Origin of the sequence: Amycolatopsis sp. NBC_00438 (genome assembly GCF_036026695.1) — a bacterium.
In the GTDB taxonomy this organism is placed as follows: Bacteria; Actinomycetota; Actinomycetes; order Mycobacteriales; family Pseudonocardiaceae; genus Amycolatopsis.
In genome coordinates this window covers 2,766,125-2,783,726 of record NZ_CP107923.1, presented here as the reverse complement: position 1 = coordinate 2,783,726, position 17,602 = coordinate 2,766,125, and the positions used below count along the sequence as shown (strand labels likewise).

14 protein-coding genes are annotated in these 17,602 nt (G+C 72.8%); 5 read left to right on the top strand and 9 right to left on the bottom strand.

The features are described 5' to 3' along the window. Positions 1–438: 438 nt before the first annotated feature. Positions 439–834, top strand: a complete 396-nt coding sequence (locus OG494_RS12895) for a hypothetical protein (protein WP_328455270.1) — start codon at positions 439–441, stop codon at positions 832–834. A 181-nt stretch (positions 835–1,015) separates the two neighbouring features. On the opposite strand, the gene OG494_RS12890 is transcribed toward OG494_RS12895, so the two are convergent. The 4 genes from OG494_RS12890 to OG494_RS12875 form a co-directional block, all read right to left on the bottom strand. Next, the gene (locus tag OG494_RS12890) at positions 1,016–3,940 is read right to left on the bottom strand and encodes a DUF7507 domain-containing protein (RefSeq protein ID WP_328455268.1); all 2,925 of its coding nucleotides are present in this window, start codon (positions 3,938–3,940) and stop codon (positions 1,016–1,018) included. Between the two features lie 195 nt (positions 3,941–4,135). Continuing rightward, positions 4,136–4,573 (bottom strand): hypothetical protein, encoded by a 438-nt coding sequence (locus OG494_RS12885; RefSeq protein WP_328455266.1) that lies wholly within the window; start codon positions 4,571–4,573, stop codon positions 4,136–4,138. A gap of 441 nt (positions 4,574–5,014) precedes the next feature. Then, positions 5,015–5,647 (bottom strand): lysoplasmalogenase, encoded by a 633-nt coding sequence (locus OG494_RS12880; RefSeq protein WP_328455264.1) that lies wholly within the window; start codon positions 5,645–5,647, stop codon positions 5,015–5,017. 41 nt (positions 5,648–5,688) lie between these two features. After that, positions 5,689–6,282, bottom strand: coding sequence for a hypothetical protein (locus tag OG494_RS12875; protein WP_328455262.1), 594 nt, complete (start codon positions 6,280–6,282; stop codon positions 5,689–5,691). Positions 6,283–6,697: 415 nt separating this feature from the next. On the opposite strand from OG494_RS12875, the gene OG494_RS12870 reads away from it, so the two are divergent. Continuing rightward, a complete protein-coding gene (locus tag OG494_RS12870; protein ID WP_328455260.1) occupies positions 6,698–7,315 on the top strand; it encodes an RNA polymerase sigma factor in 618 nt (205 codons plus the stop codon). Here the strand turns inward: OG494_RS12870 and OG494_RS12865 are convergent. Beyond that, positions 7,264–7,917 (bottom strand): hypothetical protein, encoded by a 654-nt coding sequence (locus OG494_RS12865; RefSeq protein ID WP_328455258.1) that lies wholly within the window; start codon positions 7,915–7,917, stop codon positions 7,264–7,266. The genes OG494_RS12870 and OG494_RS12865 overlap by 52 nt on opposite strands. Before the next feature lie 165 nt (positions 7,918–8,082). Here OG494_RS12865 and OG494_RS12860 point away from each other — a divergent pair, with 165 nt between their 5' ends. Together OG494_RS12860 and OG494_RS12855 are read left to right on the top strand one after the other, a co-directional pair. Further along, on the top strand, positions 8,083–8,448 hold the full coding sequence (locus OG494_RS12860) for a hypothetical protein (RefSeq protein WP_328455256.1): 366 nt from the start codon (positions 8,083–8,085) through the stop codon (positions 8,446–8,448). 170 nt (positions 8,449–8,618) lie between these two features. Further along, positions 8,619–9,239: a helix-turn-helix transcriptional regulator gene (locus tag OG494_RS12855; protein ID WP_328455255.1), complete on the top strand. Its 621-nt coding sequence runs from the start codon at positions 8,619–8,621 to the stop codon at positions 9,237–9,239. On the opposite strand, the gene OG494_RS12850 is transcribed toward OG494_RS12855, so the two are convergent. Further along, entirely contained in the window at positions 9,212–10,192 is a 981-nt protein-coding gene (locus OG494_RS12850) for a hypothetical protein (protein WP_328455253.1), read from the bottom strand. The genes OG494_RS12855 and OG494_RS12850 overlap by 28 nt on opposite strands. 612 nt (positions 10,193–10,804) lie before the next feature. Continuing rightward, positions 10,805–13,306 (bottom strand): choice-of-anchor D domain-containing protein, encoded by a 2,502-nt coding sequence (locus OG494_RS12845; RefSeq protein ID WP_328455251.1) that lies wholly within the window; start codon positions 13,304–13,306, stop codon positions 10,805–10,807. Positions 13,307–13,562: 256 nt separating this feature from the next. On the opposite strand from OG494_RS12845, the gene OG494_RS12840 reads away from it, so the two are divergent. After that, a complete protein-coding gene (locus tag OG494_RS12840; protein ID WP_328455249.1) occupies positions 13,563–14,912 on the top strand; it encodes a serine/threonine-protein kinase in 1,350 nt (449 codons plus the stop codon). Positions 14,913–14,983: 71 nt separating this feature from the next. On the opposite strand, the gene OG494_RS12835 is transcribed toward OG494_RS12840, so the two are convergent. Together OG494_RS12835 and OG494_RS12830 are read right to left on the bottom strand one after the other, a co-directional pair. After that, complete coding sequence (locus OG494_RS12835; protein ID WP_328455247.1) at positions 14,984–16,210, bottom strand: hypothetical protein; 1,227 nt, start codon at positions 16,208–16,210, stop codon at positions 14,984–14,986. A gap of 28 nt (positions 16,211–16,238) precedes the next feature. After that, complete coding sequence (locus OG494_RS12830) at positions 16,239–17,594, bottom strand: COG1470 family protein (protein WP_328455245.1); 1,356 nt, start codon at positions 17,592–17,594, stop codon at positions 16,239–16,241. Between the last annotated feature and the right edge of the window lie 8 nt (positions 17,595–17,602).

The window sequence follows — 17,602 nt, the reverse complement described above, 5'->3', positions numbered from 1 at the left end:
TGATCGTTCGGCCCTCCGCTTCGAGCACACACCCCGGCGGACCGCTGGTGAAGCCCGGCCGTGCGGCCGATCAGGCAGTCCCCTCATCGTCGTTGTCCGATCGGACAGGCCGATCGGTCCGGCCGACCGGGGTACGCCCCGGTCCGGACGACCGCGTTCGGCCGAACGGACCAGCGCCGAAAACCCCCGCACAGCACATCGACAGGTCGATCACGCGAAACGTGCTCCATCAGGCAGACCTGCACTCCCGGCAAAGCGAAGACGTTGACTCGCACAATCGCGTGCAACAAGATTTGAATGTTCCCAAACAAAGTGTTCCGACAATTGTCCGACCGCAACGAGGCGGATCAAAACAAACCGAAGAGGAATAAGAAAAATGATCACTGGCAAGAATGCCGACCACGGTTCCCGGCGCGTGGAGTCCGGGAGGTCGCGCGGATGTCCGGCGGGCAGATAGCGAGAACCCGGCGCGGTCTCGTCGACCTCAGGTCGGTCGCACTGGTCGCGGTGGCGGCCGACGGACTGCTCACAGTCGCCTCCTTTTCCCTCCTGCTGGCCGTTTCCCTCGCCCAAGCACTGACCATTCTCGCCGGAGTCGTCGTCAGCCTCCGGCGGGCCGGCACCAAGCTCGACGGCATCCTGCGCGAGGAACTGGGGTCCGGACGGCGGCTGGCGACCGGTACCCGGGTGGTGGTCGCGGCCGGCAGGCACACGGGGAAGCAGGGTGAGGTCGTCGACGACAAACCGGTACCGGGCCCGGGATACGTGCGGGTGCGGTTGTCCGAAGTGGACGTGGAAACCCTCTCCCGGGACTGGCTCGCGGTGCGCGACTGACCCGCCGACCAGGGAAGAACGCTGGGTGTCACCGGTTTTCGCGGTGACACCCAGCTTCGTTCGGTGGCCCGCGCGAGCGCGGGCCACCGGGGTTTCCGGACCATCGGACGTGCAGGGCGCGTTCCCCCGGTCGTGGCCCGCCGAGCACGACCGGGGGAACGCGGGTATCCGTGCCGGGCGGTCAGCCCCGGCGACGCCGGCGAGCCGGCCGCACCAGCAGCAGCAGCCCGCCACCGACCAGCGCGAGCATCGCGCAGATCGCCAGCAGCCCGCCGACGTCCGAACCCGTGGTGGGCAACGAACCCCCGGACGCCTTGCCGGCGGCTGCGGTGGCCGCCGCGGGCGAACCGGTCGTCGTCACCGCCGCGACCGCCGACGACGAGGTCGTGCTCGGCTGAGCACCGGTGGCGCTGGTGGGCGGCGAGGTCGTGACGCTGGTGTCGTCGGTCGGCGGCGTCGGGGGCGTCGACGTCACCGGGTCGGCCCCGGTGGTGCGGTTCAGCGTGAAGGTCGCGTCGACCTTGCTGCCCGCCGGATCCGTCCCCGTGACGTCGCTGACGAACTTGATCGACCCCGCGGTGACGTCGGCGGTCTTCACCGTGTAGCTCGGCTCGCACGTGACGGTTTCCCCCGGCGCCAGCGGAGTCGTCGGCAGGGCGCAGTCGAGCGTGGCGCCGTTCGCCGTGGCGGCCGGCACCAGCCCGGCCACCGGGACGTTGCCGCTGTTGGTGACCGAAATCTCCAGGAGGGGCGTGTCACCGGTGTTCGTCAGGCCGTCGAAGTTGTTGTCGCCCGGCGCGGTGACCTTGATCAGGGTGGACAGCTGCGCCGACTGTTCGAGGTCGACGGTCTTCGTGTCGGTCCCGCTGACCGCGTTGCCGGTCGGCGGTTTGCCGCTCACGACGATCGTGTTCGCGACCTTCCCCTCGCTGATGTCGTCGGTGGTGATCGTGTAGTCGGCCGTGCACGTGCTGGTGGCCGCCGGATCGAGAGCGGTCTGCTCGCAGGTGAAGGTGATCTCCGCGGCCGGGGCGGGGGCCTGCGTGTCCTTTGTGGTCAGCTGGGAAAGGCTGACCGTGCCCGTGTTGGTGACCAGCACCGAGTAGTGGATGACGTCGCCGTCCGCGGGTTTGCGGGTGGTCGGTGTGCTGCTCACCGCCGACAGCGCGGCCGTGAGACCGGCGGCACCGGTGAGCGCCACCTGGTCGTCCGGGTTCTGCTGCTGCAGCCCGGTTCCGCCGGCGTCACTGGCCTGGCCGGTCGCGGTGAACCGGACGGAACCGAGGTTCATGTCGGACTGGGTGACCGTGTAGGTGGCGACGCACTCCACGGACGCGCCGGTGTCCAGGGTCGTGGTGGACTTGACGCAGCCGGGCAGGGCCGCCACCGAGATGGACGCGTCCCGGAGCGGGGCCGTGCCGTTGTTGGTCAGCCTGGCGGTGAAGGTGATGGTGTCACCGGCGTCGACCTTCTGGTCCGGTTGCGCGTCGGTGGGGCCGACGTGCGTCAGGGTGGCGAGGAAGCTCTTGTTCTGCGCCAGGGTGATCGGCACGAGCTGCGGCGTGGCCGACGCCTCGGCGGCCGCGGCGCTGGCCGTCGCGGTGATCGAGCCGGCTTTGACGTCGTCCGGGGTGACCGTGTAGTTGCCGGTCGTGCAGGTCACTTTCGCGCCCGGAGCGGCGTTCGTGGCCGCCGCCGGACAGGTGAGCGGCACCTCGGCCGGCCCACCGGCGACCGGCTTGGCGACGGGCACCTTCACGGTGTTGACGACCTTGGTCAGGCTGGTGTTGCCCGAGTTGGTCGCGGTGAGGGTGAAGTTCACGGTGCTCCCGGCGACGAACCCGCCGCTGGGTGTGGCCGACACCGTCACGGGGTCCAGGGTCAGGGCCGGAGCCGGGACGATTTCCGTGGAGGTCTGGTTGCTCGGAATCGCCACGGTGATCGGGTCGGGCACCTTGGTGGTCACCCGGGCGGTGATCCGACCGCCGACGAACGCGTGGCTGTCGATCTCGGTCTGGGTGATCGCCCTGGTGTAGGTGCACTGGAGCGTTTCGCCGTCCGATCCACCGTAGGTGTCCGGCGGTCCCAGGTCGGTGGGCAGCGTGGCCGGCGCCGTGGTGGTGCCGCTGATCTTCGTGCAGCCCGTCGCCACCCATCCCTGCGGGAGGTCGAAGTCGATCGCCCCGGGGGTCGTTTCGCCGATGTTCTGCGCCGTGACCGTGTAGCTGATCTTGTCCTGCGCCTTGGGCGCGGCCTCCGGGCCGGTCGCGGTGAGGGTGACGCTCGCGGCCGTCCGGCTGTAGGTCACGGTGCTGGAATTGCTGCCCGTGGCCTGGAAGGCCGGGCTCGTCGAGCCAAATTCGAGTGCCACGTAGGAAGAAGCGCCGCCACCGCCGCTACCGCCACTGGCCACCGGAGAGTATCCGCCGGCGGAGCCGCCGGCGCACCCACCGCCGCCGCCACCACCGGGGATGTTGGCGTTCACGCGCTCGGCGTCGGATCCGTTCCCCTGCGAGCCGGCGGTGCACATGCCGCCGCCGCTGCCGGCGGGTCCGGGATTGCTGCCCCCGACGCTGCCGCTCTGACCACCGTTCGGTCCCCCCGCGTTACCACCCCGCCCGCCGTAGGAGAAGCCGTTGAAGAGTCCCGCTCCCCCGCCGCCACCGGCCTCGATCAGGACTTCTCCGGTGTCCTTGTCGACCACGGCGCTGCTTCCCCCGCCGTAGCCGGAACCGTCGACGCCGGAGCCACCCCGGTGGCAGCCCGCCATCCCGTTGGCCTTGATGAAGACCAGCTGGGTGTTGGCCGGCAGCGCCAGCGTGGCGGTGACCGTCGCTCCGTACCCTCCGCCGTTCGCTTCGTTGTCCCCGAGGTTGCCGGTGTTCTGCGAGCCGTTGGCTCCGACGACGACGAACTGGATCGCCTTGTCGCGTTCCAGCACCTTGTACGACTCCGACGGGGCGGGCGCGCCGCTGTCGCAGGTGCGGATGGTGTGTGCCACCGGCACCACCTGCTGCCGGGGAGCCGGGGTTCCCACCGTGCACACGGCGTAGGCGACCGCCAGCACGCCGAACAACACGACCGACTTGCCCCCCGCTGTCCGCAACCGGAATCTTCGGGTGCCTGTCACGCTCTTGTGCTCGGCCAACACGACCTCCTCGGGGAACCTGCGGCGAACTCCCGCATGGTGATCCGCACGGATCGTCCACAACGTACGTTCGCGGCCGCTCGCGGCGGTCTTCGGCGAGGCACCCGCCCGGGCAGCGGCGGCTGCGCGTTGGGGCAGCCGGGGCAGCGGGGCTCAGCCGATCCGCACCGTCGCGTTCGTGGTGAGGAACTGCCCGGTGCCCTGCTTGAGCGGCTTCGTGTCCGTCTTGGGGACGCCCGGGACCGGGACCGGGTTGGTGGCGGGCGTCGCCACCTTGAAGACCACCGGGAACGGCCCGCCCTTGAGCAGCAGCACGAGCCCGTTCCGGGCGAGCAGGGTGAAGTGGCTCGGGGGCAGCAGGATCGAGAACGTACCCGTGCCCGGGACGAGGAACGGGGGCTCGGTGTAGGGCACCGGCACCTTGAGCTCGTCGGGCAGCTCGTCGCCCCGCAGGCAGGCGAGCTTGCCGATCGCGGTGACCGCCGTGCTCGAACCGCGCAGCGCGATCGGCTTCGCGACCGCCGGGACGACGGTCGGCGCCACCATCGTGATCTGCAGCAGATCACCGGTGCGCAGCAGGAAATCTCCCATGGCCGAGTCACCTCCGGACAGACGGGTCTGCCACGCTACGCGCCGGAAACCGCAGGCTGCGTGCCCGGACGGGCACGCTTTCACCCGGCCGGGCCGGGATGCATGACGTGGCGCACGCGGGGGAATTCGATCTCCGGCCGGACAAGGAGGTCCGAAGTGGAGCGTCGAGACAATGCGCCGCCGGCGGACGGTTCCCCGGTGCGCCAGAAGGTGATCCGGGACCTGCGAGCGAAGACGGCCTTCGCCCCCGCCGAGATCACGGCGGTTCCTCGGCACGGTCGCCCGGGCCCGTGGCCTGGTCCCGATCGCGGTGATCCGGTTCGCCGTGCCGGCGTCCCACGGGCTGCTGCCGCTCGCGGGCCGGTCGCCGGAACTCGCCCGGCCGTTGGGCGGGCGGCACTTCGTCCTGCTCGGCGGCTACACGGCGACCGGCGGTGGCACTCAGCCGAGGCCCGCACCCGGGTCATGCCGGCCGCGCTGGGGCTCGGGCCCGCGCCGGGCCGGGGCTGACGCCGGGGTGTGGATGAGCCACTGGGCGACGCCGTAGGTGAGCATCACCGCCAGATCCGCCGGCCGGGACCATGCCGGGGGCAGGACGAACCGGCGCAGGCCGATCAGCGCGTCCGACAGCATGAACACCCCGGCTCCGGTGGCCGCCCGCCCCGCACCGGGCCCGCGCAGGCCGGCCGCGGTGACCGCCATGGCCGCGATGGCCAGCGCGTACCCCCGGACCGGACCGGCCAGCGCACCCGCCGCCCGGCCGAAGAACCACGCTCCACCCACCCCGGCGGCGGTGATCGGCACCGCGCGGCGCAGCGGCGGCCGGCCGGCCCGGGCGGCGAAGGACGCGGCGTAGCCGGCGTGCGCCACGGCGAACGCCGCCACCCCGGCCCGGAAGTGCCGGTCGGTGCTCCCGAGCAACGCGAGGTCTCCTATCCAGGAGCACGCCAGACCGACGGCAAGCCCGGCATCCGGCGGCGGTGCGGCCGCCGCCAGAGCCGGGACGAGCAGGGACTTGGTCAGCCGCCGCGGTCCGGCCGACCCGGTGAACGCGGCCACCGCGTCCGCCGTCACGCACACGGGGAACGCCCGCCGAGCGAACGCGCGCCGCCGCTTCACGACCGGGCCCCGACCGCGTCCAGCTGCAGCCGCGCCACCCGCGCGGTGTAGAGCAGCCAGGTGCCGATCACCGCGGTGCTCGCGCCGGCCAGCACCAGCAGGTGCGCGGCTCGGCACAACGCCCGGGGACCGACCTCGGCCGCGCACAGGTGGGCGAACAACGCCCGCGCCGTCAGGGACAGCGGTGTGTCCCCCGCGGCCGACGGCAAGGCGGGCGGCTCGGTCCCGACCGGGGTGGCGTCCCGGTCGCGGCCGGGCCGGAGGGTGTCGCACGCCGCGGTACTGGCCGCCAGCAGCGGCTCGCGCCAGCCGCCGACGTCGACCGTCGACACCACGAACCGGGTCGCCTCGCCGAGCACGACGCGGCGGGCCTCCGGCGCGTGGTCGAGCCCGGCCAGGCCCTGGGCCTCGTAGCCGAACAACGCCACCAGGTAGAGGTCGCCCCGCCACTGGTCGAGGAACTGCACCACCGCGCCCAGGAACTCGGACGTCGGCCGGTCGTCGTGGGGCGGTCCGTACCAGAGGCCGAGCTCGAAGGCCTGGCTCGGCAGCAGCTGGCTCGGCCGCGCCTCGGCTGTCCCGGTGGCCACCACCGCGAGCGGCCGTCCAGACTCCCCGAACAGGTGAAACCCCACCTCCGGCGACCAGCACCAGGCCACCCAGCCGAGCGGCGACGGACTCGCGGCCTCGGGCAGGTTCCCGCAGACGGTGCAGCGGCGATCGGGCGGTGGCGCGTCGAGCGATACCAAGAGATCAGGCCTTTCCAGTGCGTCGAGGTGAGCGGAACCGGCACTGGACTGATGGGGGGCCGCGGGAAAACGTTGGGGCGGTGACCGTGCGTGTGGCCTCGCTCACGCCCACTGCTCCGCAGGACGCCGACGGCGGAAAGTTGGTGCCGCGTGGGAACTTTCACACCGGCCGCACGCGAGGCATGTACGTCCACTGGACGTCGGTGCGAGCGGTTAACATCCGCCGGGATCTGCCGACCGGGCGAGGAGTGGAACGATGGCCGTACCCGCCGACACCACGACGCTGCTGGCCGAGCGGGCGCGTGGTGGTGATCCGGCAGCGCTGGACCAGCTGCTGCGCGAGGTGTGGCCGGACGTGCTGCGCGGGTGCAGCCGGTTCCTCTCCCACGTCGAAGACGCCGAAGAAGCGGCCCAGGACGTGCTGCTGATCGTCGCCAAGCGCATCGGCAGCTTCGAAGGGCGCAGTTCCTTCCGGACGTGGGTGCACGCGGTGATGGCCAACAGCTGCCGCCAGAAGTACCGGGCCCTGCAGCGCCGCGCGGCCGAGCAGGCCCCGCTCGATCGCCACGACCAGGTGCCGGACCCGCGCCGGACGAGCCTGACCGCGGGTTCCCGGGTCGACCTGCTCGACGCGCTCGACCAGCTCGAGCGACGGACCCGCAACCTCGCCCAGGCCCTGGTGCTGCGGGACTTCTGCGGACTGGAGTACCGCGAGATCGCCCGCTACCTGAACGTCCCGGTGAGCACCGTGCGTTCCCGCATCCACGACGCCCGCGTCATCATGCGCACCCTGCTGCGGGAGGAGCGCACGGCCGACACCGCTCACCCGGTGGCCGGCCCGGCCACGACGTCGCCGGGCCGTTCACGGGCGTGAGCGCGAACGGCCACGTAGCAGGCGTTGATCTCGTCGATGATCGACGCGTACCGCTCGGCCCAGCCGGTGGTCGTCACGAGGAACGTCGCCAGTCCGATACCGAGCGTTTCCCCGAGGGCCAGGTCGAGCTCGTCCAGCCGTCGTCGGCGGATCCGGGCCCGGGGGCCCGGCCGCGGCACTCGCACTTCGCCGCCGGCGCGCACGAGGAACCCGGTGGCGTGCTCGGCGAGCTTCGATCGCAACCGGGCTTCCCCGCCGACGACGGTGATCGACCGCACCGCGCGGGCCCGTCCGCCCTCCCCGTCGGGTGGGCGGGGCCAGGCCCCGAACTCGTGCACCGCCGGACCGAGCAGCACGGTGACCCGGCACAGCTGCTCGAACGTCACCGAGGCCAGCCCGTGCAGGACGGCGAGCGTGCCGAGCATCGATTCGGCCGTGGCGTCCCGGCCGGCGGTGTCCGATGCGGACCCGGGAGGACGCGCGGCCAGTTCGCCGCGGCCCCGTTCGTAGGCTCCGACCAGGGCGGCGATGTCGTCGTCGTGCAGGGACGGCACCCACCGGCCGGCGAGCAGCGGCGGGAACGGTGGTCTCTCCTCGGCCATGCTGCCGATCGTCCGCGCGCCGGCGGTCCGGCCCTCACCCGAAGAGGAATCCGGCCGGGCAGCGGCCCGGTTCGCGTGGTGGGTGCCCGATCGCGCAGTACGCGGGGGCGACGCCCGAGCGAAGATGCGGGACGAACTGACCACCGGCGGGACGGGGGCACCACCATGACGCTGGACATCCACTACGAATGGCGCAAAACCACCGAGTACGACGTGGGCTTCACCATTGTCGCGCCGGAGATCCACCTCGGCGAGGTCCCGTTCGACGAGGACTGCGTCGTGTTCTGCTTCACGCCCAAAGTGTTCACCTCCTCCCTGCGGTGCTGGGCGAAGGTCGCCTACACCGACGACAAGGAACCGTTCAACAACACCGCGTCGGTCCTGCTGCCGGAAAACGGGGACGAGCGCAAGTACATCGCTTTCTCGGCCTTCGGCTGGGCGGACGAGCAGTGCCGGGTCCCGATCGGACGGTGCAAGTACGAGGTCTGGCTGGAGGGTTCGGGCAGCGCGACCGTGCAGGTCTTCGTCTGAGCGGACGGGCAACCGGGTGCTGACTCTGCACACGACGATCCTCGGCGATGACGGGTTTGCACAGTGCCACCCGGCAGCACGGGAATTAGCATTCGCCGCGAGACCGGGTCCCGGTCCACCACCAGTCGGCACCGCCGCACCGGTCAGGCACTGGAGCTTCTGGAGTCAACATGAACCGCATCCCCGTTGTCGTCCGCGGAACCGATTCGATGTCCCGGATGGGCGTGTCGGCCACCTTGCGCTACGAGGTGGAGATCCAGCTCCTCACCGACTTCACCGAGCCCGAGGACGGGGTCGCCGTCGTCATCGGCGACACCCTCGACGAAGAACTGCTCCAGGTGCTGAGAAGCCTGCGGACCGAAGGGTGCCGGAGAGTGGTCCTGGTCATCCGCGCGCTCGCGGACGAGGAGATGCTGGAGGCGATCGAGCTCGGGGTCACCGTGCTCGTCTGGCGGTCCGAGGTGTCCGCGCCGAAGATGGTGCACGCCATCCAGCGCGCGTCGATCGGCGAGCCGGACCTGCCGCCCGACCTGCTCAACCGCTTCCTCTCCCACGTCGCGCGCGCCCAGCGGGACGGGACGACGCACACCGCGTTCCCGGCCGGGCTGGGCGAACGCGAGGTCGCCGTGCTCCGGCTGGTCGCCGACGGCCTCGACACCAAGGAGATCGCCGATCTGCTCAGCTACTCCGAGCGCACGATCAAGAACATCCTGCACGACATCACGAACCGCTTCCACCTGCGCAACCGCTCGCACGCCGTCGCCTACGCGATGCGGGAAGGCTGGATGTAGGCCGTGCTCGCGGGCGGGGCGAAGGGTCCGGCCACCGCGTCCAGCACCCGCCGCGAACCCAGGAGGTCGCCGAGGACCTCCGCGGCTGCCTCGATCGCGGCGAGCAGCTGCGCGTAGTCCGCCAGCCACTTCCCCAGCAGCTCGTCGAACAGCGCCAGCTCCCGGCCGGTGCTGGTGAGCAGGGCCACGACGACCTCGGCCAGCCGCGCCAGCACGTCGAGGACGGCGGTTTCCCCGGTGGCCGCGCGGACCGGGGTCGCGCGGGTCAGGGCGTTCCACTCGCCGGCGATGAGGATGTACTGGCTGACGGCGAGTTCGGCGGTCACCGCGAACCGGGTGTAGCCCCCGGCCCGCCGCAGCGCCCGGCACGTGTGGCCGAGCGCGACGAACGCGGCCTGGTCCACCGGCACGGACGGCAGGGCTCGCCCGTCCGGTACAGCGATCAGCGACGCCAGCGCGGCCCGCCCTTCGTCGAGCCACAACGCGCCCAGGTCCCGCAGCGCCGGGACCACCCGGCACCTCAGGTGATCGAGCCGGCCGGCGCCCTCCAGCACGGCGATCCGAAGCTCCATCAGCGTCCCGCTCATCCGGTTCAGCGCCGCCCGCTCGTCCCCGCCGGCCGTCGCGACGCGCAGCCAGACCTCGCTCCCCCGCCGGTATTCCGCCAGCAGCTCCCGCGGATCCGCCGTACCATGGGCCCAGTCCGCCCAGCGCGTGAACGCCAGCGGCGCGTGCACGCGGTCGCGCGGCACACGGCCGGGTTCCGCCGGAAGCGGTGGGGCAGCAAGGACTTCGTGCGCGCGCTCAGCGGTCGCCGTGGCTTCCATCGGCCCAGCATGCGCCGGTGCCGCGGCGGGGTTACGCCCGTCCGGGCAACCGGGCGGGCAGGCGCGCTGCCCGATCGGGCAGCCGGCGCGCACCGGACCGGGGAAACCGCCCCCGTCGCTGGTCATGAGCTTCCTCCTCCGGGGCCGTCACCGCCGCGGGCGTCCGTGCCTTCGCGCACCGGACGCGGCGCGCAGCGGCGTCCATTTCGGACCGAGCGGAAAGCGTTTCCAGCGTAACGCGGCGGACACCGGCCGCAGCGGCCCGAACAGGCACAGCGCCGTGCAAGCCGTCCGGGCAGGGCATCGGCCTATCTCACGGTCGGCCCGGCTCTCGAAGATCCGGCACAGCGCGCGGCACCCACGCCCGAAACGCCGGGGAAGTCTTCGGCGACTTCCCACAGGATGTGCACGACCCGGTGCCGGGCCGCGACCTGGGCGGACGGGACCGAGTGTCGAGGTAGCGCTCAAGCCCGGCGTTCCGGGCCCCGAGAGCCCGGTCGTGGCGGCGGCCGAGCGCGTGCAGCAGCCGGCACTCCTCGACGAGCACGGAGCACCGCTCACTCGCGCGGCGCAGGTCGCCGAGCCGCGTTCGCCGATGCACCGGTCCGCCCCGAACCCGTGGTGCCGCCGGACGGCGTCGGCGTGCTCCACCGCCGTGCGTGGTACCTGCGGACCGACTCCACGAGCGCCGCCTCGACGAGCACGAGGTGGCGCTCACTCGCGGGAACCGGGACGGGCTCAGCCGGTGAAGTTCGGCGGTGCGGACGACCGCTGCTGGATCAGCACGCCGGCCCGCGCGGCCACCGTGCCGGCGAGGTCCTGGGCGATCAGCTCGAGCGGACCGCTCGCGCTGTGCGGGAGCAGCAGGTACGCGACGGCGAACCCGCCCTGCGCGTCGGTCGTGACCGGCACGGGCGGCCCCAGCCCGGTGAGGGTCATCGCGGTCGACACGGGCAGGCCGGCCGCGGTGACCGTGACCACCCGGCCGGGCTTGCTGACCGCCGGCGTGACCGTGAGCGAGGGCACCACGCCGGACCCGGTGAGCAGGACCTCGGTGGTGGCACCAGTGCTGTCGGTGATCTCGGCCGTGGCCGGGCGCACGCCCCCGGCCCGCGGGGTGTGCGTGAACTCCACGGTGCACGTGGCGAAGGTGACGAGGGTCGAGCCGGTGCACCCGTCGGCGCCGATCGCGTAGTCCTCCGGGAAGGCGTCCGCCCCCGGGGCCGCGGGAGGCAGCGCCACGGCGGTCACCACCAGCGGGGCGCCACCGCGGTTGATCAGCACGACCGGTCTCGGCGCGCTCGTGGTGAGCAGCCGGCCGGCCCCGAAGTCGGTCGTCCCCGACGTCACCTCGATCCGCCCCGGCCCGGGCGGAGGTGCCGCACCGCCCAGCCCGACCAGGGGAATCGTCGTGCTCGCCTGGCCGTCGGCGGACGGCACGACCAGGGACGCGGACCGGGTCCCGGTCGCTGTCGGTGTGAAGGTCACGGTGAGCGCGCACTCGTCGCCCTCGTACAGGGTGCTGCCCGTGCACGTCTGCCCCGCGCCGACGGCGAAGTCCGCCGCGGCCGGTCCGGTGACGGCGACCGGGCCGACCGGGAGCGGGCCGAAGCCGGACCGGCCGACGTCGAGGGTCGCGCTGGAGCTCTGCCCGGGTGGGGTCGTCGGGAAGGAGGTCCCGGCCGAGGCGAACTGCGGCGTGAACCGGTGCTGGAAGACGTCGGTGCTGTTGTTGGTGTCGGCGGCGACGAGGTCGGTCGCCGCCGACGCGAACGCGACCACCGAGCCGTCCGCGGACACGGCCGGGGTGGTGCTGGACCGGTTGCCGCCGCAGCCGTCGGCGCCGGAGCACGACGTCGTCGTGGCCGAGACCAGGCCGGCGGGCAGGCGCGGGGTGGCCGCGGCCTCGCGCGCCAGGTCGGCCGTGACGTCGCGCGCGACGACCTGGCACACCATCAGCGCCTGCGGGCCGGTGAGGCAGGTGACGCCCGCGGTGTCGGCGCCGTCGTGCATCCCGGTGGCGGCCGTGACGAACGCGACGTAGCGGCCGTCGGTGCTCAGCGCCGGGTTCGCCCCGTCCCCGGCCGCGCCGTCGGTCCGCCGGGAGACCACAGTGGACGTGAAGGGTTCGCCGGGCGCCCCCGGGGCCCGTGCGCCGTCGGAGTCGGGATCGCGGTCGAGGACGACCACCTGCGGGTCGGCGGCGGGCGAGGGCTGGTACTGGAACGCGACCCGGCCGCCGTCGCCCGACACCGCCGGCGCGGTCAGCGTGACGGTGGGCCCGGTCGCCGGGTCGCCGTAGGTCGCGCCGGACGGCGTCAGGTCGAGCCGGTCCGAACGGCCCGCGGCGAAGTCGTAGCCGATGACTTCCGGGACCGTCGTGACGACGGGCTGGGTCACGGACACGACCGTCGCGTAGACGAGGTAGTCGGCGTGCCGGTCGAGCACGGGGTGCGTGGTGTTCTGGTGCTGCGCCGCGGCCGGCGGGACGGCGATCACGTCGGCGGCGGACGGCGGCTGGAGCCGGCCCTGGGCGTCCTTGGTCAGCCGGGTGACCGACACCGTGTCGGTCGTGGTGTCGACCCAGGCCACCGAACTGCCGTCGGCGGAGAGGAACGGGTGCGCCGACGGGTGGGTGCCGTCGCCGACGTAGGTGCAGTAGGTCTCGCGCACCGGGTTCTGCGTGGCCGGCGCCGGTGGCGCGACGGTGTCGTCGAAGACGCCGTCGGCGTTCATGTCGCGGTCGCACACGTACGAGTTGGTACCGCCCGCCGGGATGGCCTGGTCGACGTTGACCGCGGCGTCGGCGGTGGCCAGCGCGACGTACCGCCCGTCGGCGCTGACCGACGGCTCGGCGCTGTTCGCCAGGAACGCCGACTGCCCGCTCTGCCCGGCCGGCGGGAAGGTGCCCAGCGGGGTGGTGTGGGCCACGCCGATCAGCCGGGCGGCGCCGGTGACCCGGTCGGTCGCGTAGACGTCCGCCTGGGTCGGCGGAGAGGTGTCCACCGGGTCGACGTTGGCCGTCGTCAGCTGGACCGTGTACCGGCCGTCCGCGCTGATCGCCGGGGCCGAGCTCGTCCCGTTCCACTGCTGCGGCTGGCTGCCACCGGTCGAACTCCGGGCGGTGACGCCGTTCGGCACGGCGTCGGCGGGAGCGGCGAGCACGACCGCCGTCACGAGCACGGCGACCAGCCCGCAGGCGACCGTTGTGCGGCCGGGCACGCGTGGATGACGGGGCACGCTTCGCAGCCTCCCGTGCTCGCCCGGCCCGTCCCGGCCGGGACAGGGCAACCGTTGACGCAGTTCTCCTGCCCGATCGGGCAGGAGCGGGCACCGGAGGGTGTCGTGCCACCCGGTTGGATCCCGTGGCGGCGGCATCCGTTGGGGCACAAGCACGATTGGTGTCCGGCGTCACAACCGGCCTGGTGAGCGGGCCCCCGCCCCGACCGGGGTGGCCGATCGGCCTGGTTAGTGTGGCGCCGACGAGGAGGTGCCGATGGTTCCCGGGAGTTCGGGGTACGCCCTGGGTCTTCGCCGGTTCCGGGCGCCGCGGCTCATCGGTACCGGCGCTTTCGCGTCCGTGTGGCAGGTCCACGACGACGTGCTGGACCACGACGTCGCGGTCAAGGTGCTGGCGGAGAACTGGGCCTGGCGCTCGGATGTGCGGGCCCGGTTCGTCGACGAGGCGGCGATCCTCGGGCGGATCGACTCCCGGCACGTCGTGCGCGTGCTCGACTCGGGCGAGTTCGACGACGGCCGCCCGTTCCTCGTGATGGAACTGGCCGCGGGCACCCTGGAGGACCGGATCGGCCGGGAACCGCAGGACCCGGCGACGACCGCGGATCTCATCACCCAGATCTGCGCCGGCGTGACGGCGCTGCACGAAGCCGGTGTGCTGCACCGCGACCTCAAGCCCGGCAACATCCTCTTCCGCCCGGGCGAGCCCGCCGAAGCGGTGGTGGCGGACCTCGGCCTGGCCAAGACGTTGAGCCGGGCCTCCGGCCTGACGATCGTGGCCGGGTCACCGGGCTACATGTCCCCGGAACAGAGCGAGCCCGGTGCGAGCCTGGACGTCCGGTCCGATGTGTACAGCCTGGGTGCTCTGGCCTACCGGCTGTTCACCGGCACCGATCCGGCACCACCCGGCCGGGTGGTGCCGATGGCCGCTGTACTACCGGGGATCGCCCGGTCGGCCGCGGACGCGGTGGCCCGGGCGATGCGCACCGATCCCCGGCACCGGTTCGCCGGCTCCGCGGAGTTCGCGCACGCGTTACGCGCGGCGCTCTCGCGACCGGCGGCGGCCACCTGGACGGCCCGCCGGATCGCCGCGGCCGCGGCGATCGCGGCCGTCGTCGTGGTCCCGCTGCGCGCCGACGCGCCGACGCCGTCCGGGTACACCGAGGTGTCGGACCCGGCCGGGCAGGTGGTCGTGCCCAGCCCGGCCGGGTGGAGCGCCCAGGTGCGGACGTCGGGCTGGGACCCCGGCCGGGCCGGGCTGCCGGGCGGGTGGGCGCCGGCGGTGGAAGCCGCCCCGGACCTGGCCGGCCGGCAGGACCCGGATTCGGCCGCGCCGGGCCTGTTCGCCGGGCGGGTGCCCGGGGCCGACGCCACCCGGTGGCTGCTGACCCGCCGCCACGACCGCTGTGCCCACCGGGAAACCGCACCGGTGGACCACCCCGGTCTGCGAGGCACGGTCGTCCGCTGGTCCGGGTGCGGTCCCGCGGGGTACCGGATCGACGAAGCCGTGGTGTCCCGCAGCGACCGGAGCGGACAGTTCTTCGTGCAGGTCAAGGGCGGCCGCCCGGAGACGGCCGACGTGGTGCTGGCCGGCCTGGGCCGGTCGTGACACCCACGGGCGGCTCTTCGCGCCCCTCCGGCGAAAGGGCCCGAACCGCGGTGCAGCCCCGCGCGTACGGCTCAGACGAACTCGATCGTGTCGTGCTGGCCGATGGCGCGGAACGCCGCGGCCAGGTCCTTTTCGTAGCTGCCGAGCATCCGCGTGACCTCCCAGTAGCCGCCGCGGTCCAGCCAGCGGCCGCGCTTGGCCGCGCGCCGGGTGATGCGCCCCAGGGAGAGCCCGGCCGGGACCGCGTCGGCCACGACCGAAGCCGACTGCACCAGGCACCAGATCGGCAGGAGATCGCGGGGCTCCCCCGACATCAGCACGACCTTCCCGAACTGGACGTAGAGGCATTCCCCGCCGGGGGCCGAAATCGACTGCAGCACCGGTTTGTTGAGCGTCGTGGCGTCCTGTTTCCCGACCGCCGCCGCGAGGACGAACTTCACCTCGTCGGCCGACACGGTGGTCGCCGCCAGCTCGACGTGGGGCCGGGACAGGAGCGTGCGGTTCGACTTCCCCCGCTCCAGCGCCCGGCGGACCTGCAGCTCGCGCTCTTCCGGGGTGGGCTCCGGAAAACCCGCGGCGGCGATCGGCTGGATGGTCTCGGCCCAGCTGCCGCCGAACGACCAGCTGCGGCCCTCGGCCATCAGCCGGATCTCCACCTTCTGCCGGACCGGATCCCCCTCCGGCCGCGAGGAGTCCGTGGCGAACCTAGCCAGCTCCGCGCACTCCCCGATGAACGCGGTCTTGATCTGCCGCAGGTACTCCTCCGCCGCCTGGTGGAGCGCCAGTACCCAGTCGCCGAACAGGTCCTGCTCGACGAGCAGCAGCCACGCCAGCGCGCCGAACCCGCCGTACTCCTCCAGCTGGGCCTCGAGTTCCCGCTTTGCGTCGTCGAGGTCGTCGTCGCCCCGGGCGCCCAGCTCCTCCCAGAGGGCGGCCAGCACGCCCGGGTCGAGGGGGCGCACCTGGTCGACCTCGAGCAGCGCGCCCCGCAGCCGGTCCTTCAGCGGGTGGCTCAGCTGCCGCGCCGTCGCCACCGGGAACATCGCCTCCTCCCACGGTGGCGGGATGACCTCGTACACCCTGGTCAGCAGGTCGACCACGTCCGCGAAATCGCTGACCGCGTAGAGCAGCAGGCTCGCGTCGGTCACGCTGTTCGTGACGCGGTGGTACTCGCACCAGCCGGCGAAGATCCGCTCCCACTGGGTGCCCGCCGCGAACACGAGCTCGTCGAACGTCTCGAGCGACAGCGGCGCCGACCGGATCAGCCGCACGTCCCCTTTTTCGTACCAGGTGACCATCGTCGTCTCCTCCCCGGTCGCGCGCGCTCTACCCGGCGGTACCGGAGAAGTAGACCGCCGGGGTGCAGAGCTTCCCGGTGTTCTGGCAGCTGACCGCGATCACCACCGGCGTGCCCGACGGGAACACGATCGGCTGCACGAAGTGGTAGTCCATGTCCCGGAAGTTCTGCAGGCCGAAGCTGAACAGAACCGCGTTCCCGCGCCGGATCTGCAGCAGCCCGACGTCGCCCGACGGGTTCTCCAGGACGAGGTCCCGCACGTTCACCGTGCGCCTCGCCGGGTCGAAGTAGGTCGCGATCGTGTACGCGCCGACCGCGGCGGGCGGTGCGGACGCCTGGATGCGGAAGTCGGTGGACGCCTGGGCGGGCGCGGCGGCCGTCGTGGCCCCCACCGGGGCGGGCGCGGTGTTCGCGGCCGCGCTCGGCACGGTGTTCACCTGGGCCGGGTTCGACTGTTGCTGCTGGGTCGCCGCCGGGGTCGTCGTGGGCGCGATCAGGGTGGCGCTCGGGGCCGCGGAGCTGCTGGGGCCGGCTTCGTCGGCGTGCGCCGCCTGTTCCGCCTGGCTCGCCTTGGCCGCCGCTTCCGACACCTGGGACGACAGTGCCGCGTTCTGCTCGGCCGCGGCGGTGCGGGCGGTGGAGGCGAGGACGGGCTTGAAGAGCGTGAACCACAGGACGGTGAGCACGACGGCGGCCGTGACCAGCAAGGCCACCAAGGGAATCAGCCACTTCGGGATCATCGCGTCCTGCACGAGCGCGCTGTCCACGGTGATCGGGTCCGCGCCCTGCGGAAGTACGTCGACCTGGTAGGGCAGGGTCTTGGTCGCCCCGCGCAGGAACCGCTTGTGCGGCCGCAGTTTCAGCAGCACCACCGTCGCGGTGCCGGGTGCGGTGCGGACCGCCGGGGTCGGCGTCCGGCCGGCCAGCTGGTCTTCCGGGTCCACGATCCGCACCTCGGCGGGCACGTCGTGGTTGCCCTTGTTGTCGATCACCAGCTGCTGCCGGCCGGTCCGCGCGCCGCGGGCCGTCCGGGGCACCAGCTCGACCTCGATCTCGGTGTACTCCTCGACGAGGACGGTGCCCTCGTGCACCGTCGACCCTTCGGTGTCCTCCGAGGACATCACCCGCACCGCGAACGGCACCTCGCCGGCGAGGACGTCCGAGGACTTCGGCGGCGAGAACGTGATGGTGGCCGCTTCGCTCTCGCCGGGGAACACGCTCACCGAGGCGGGACTGACCGTGACCCAGTCGGTGGCGTCGCCGACGACGTCGAGGAGGAACCGGTCCACCACCTGGCCGTCGTTGTGCACCTCGATGTCACAGGTGACGCTGTCGCCCGGGGCGACCGACACCTGTTCGTCGGGCAGCGATGTAGTGGCTCCCATGCGCAAAG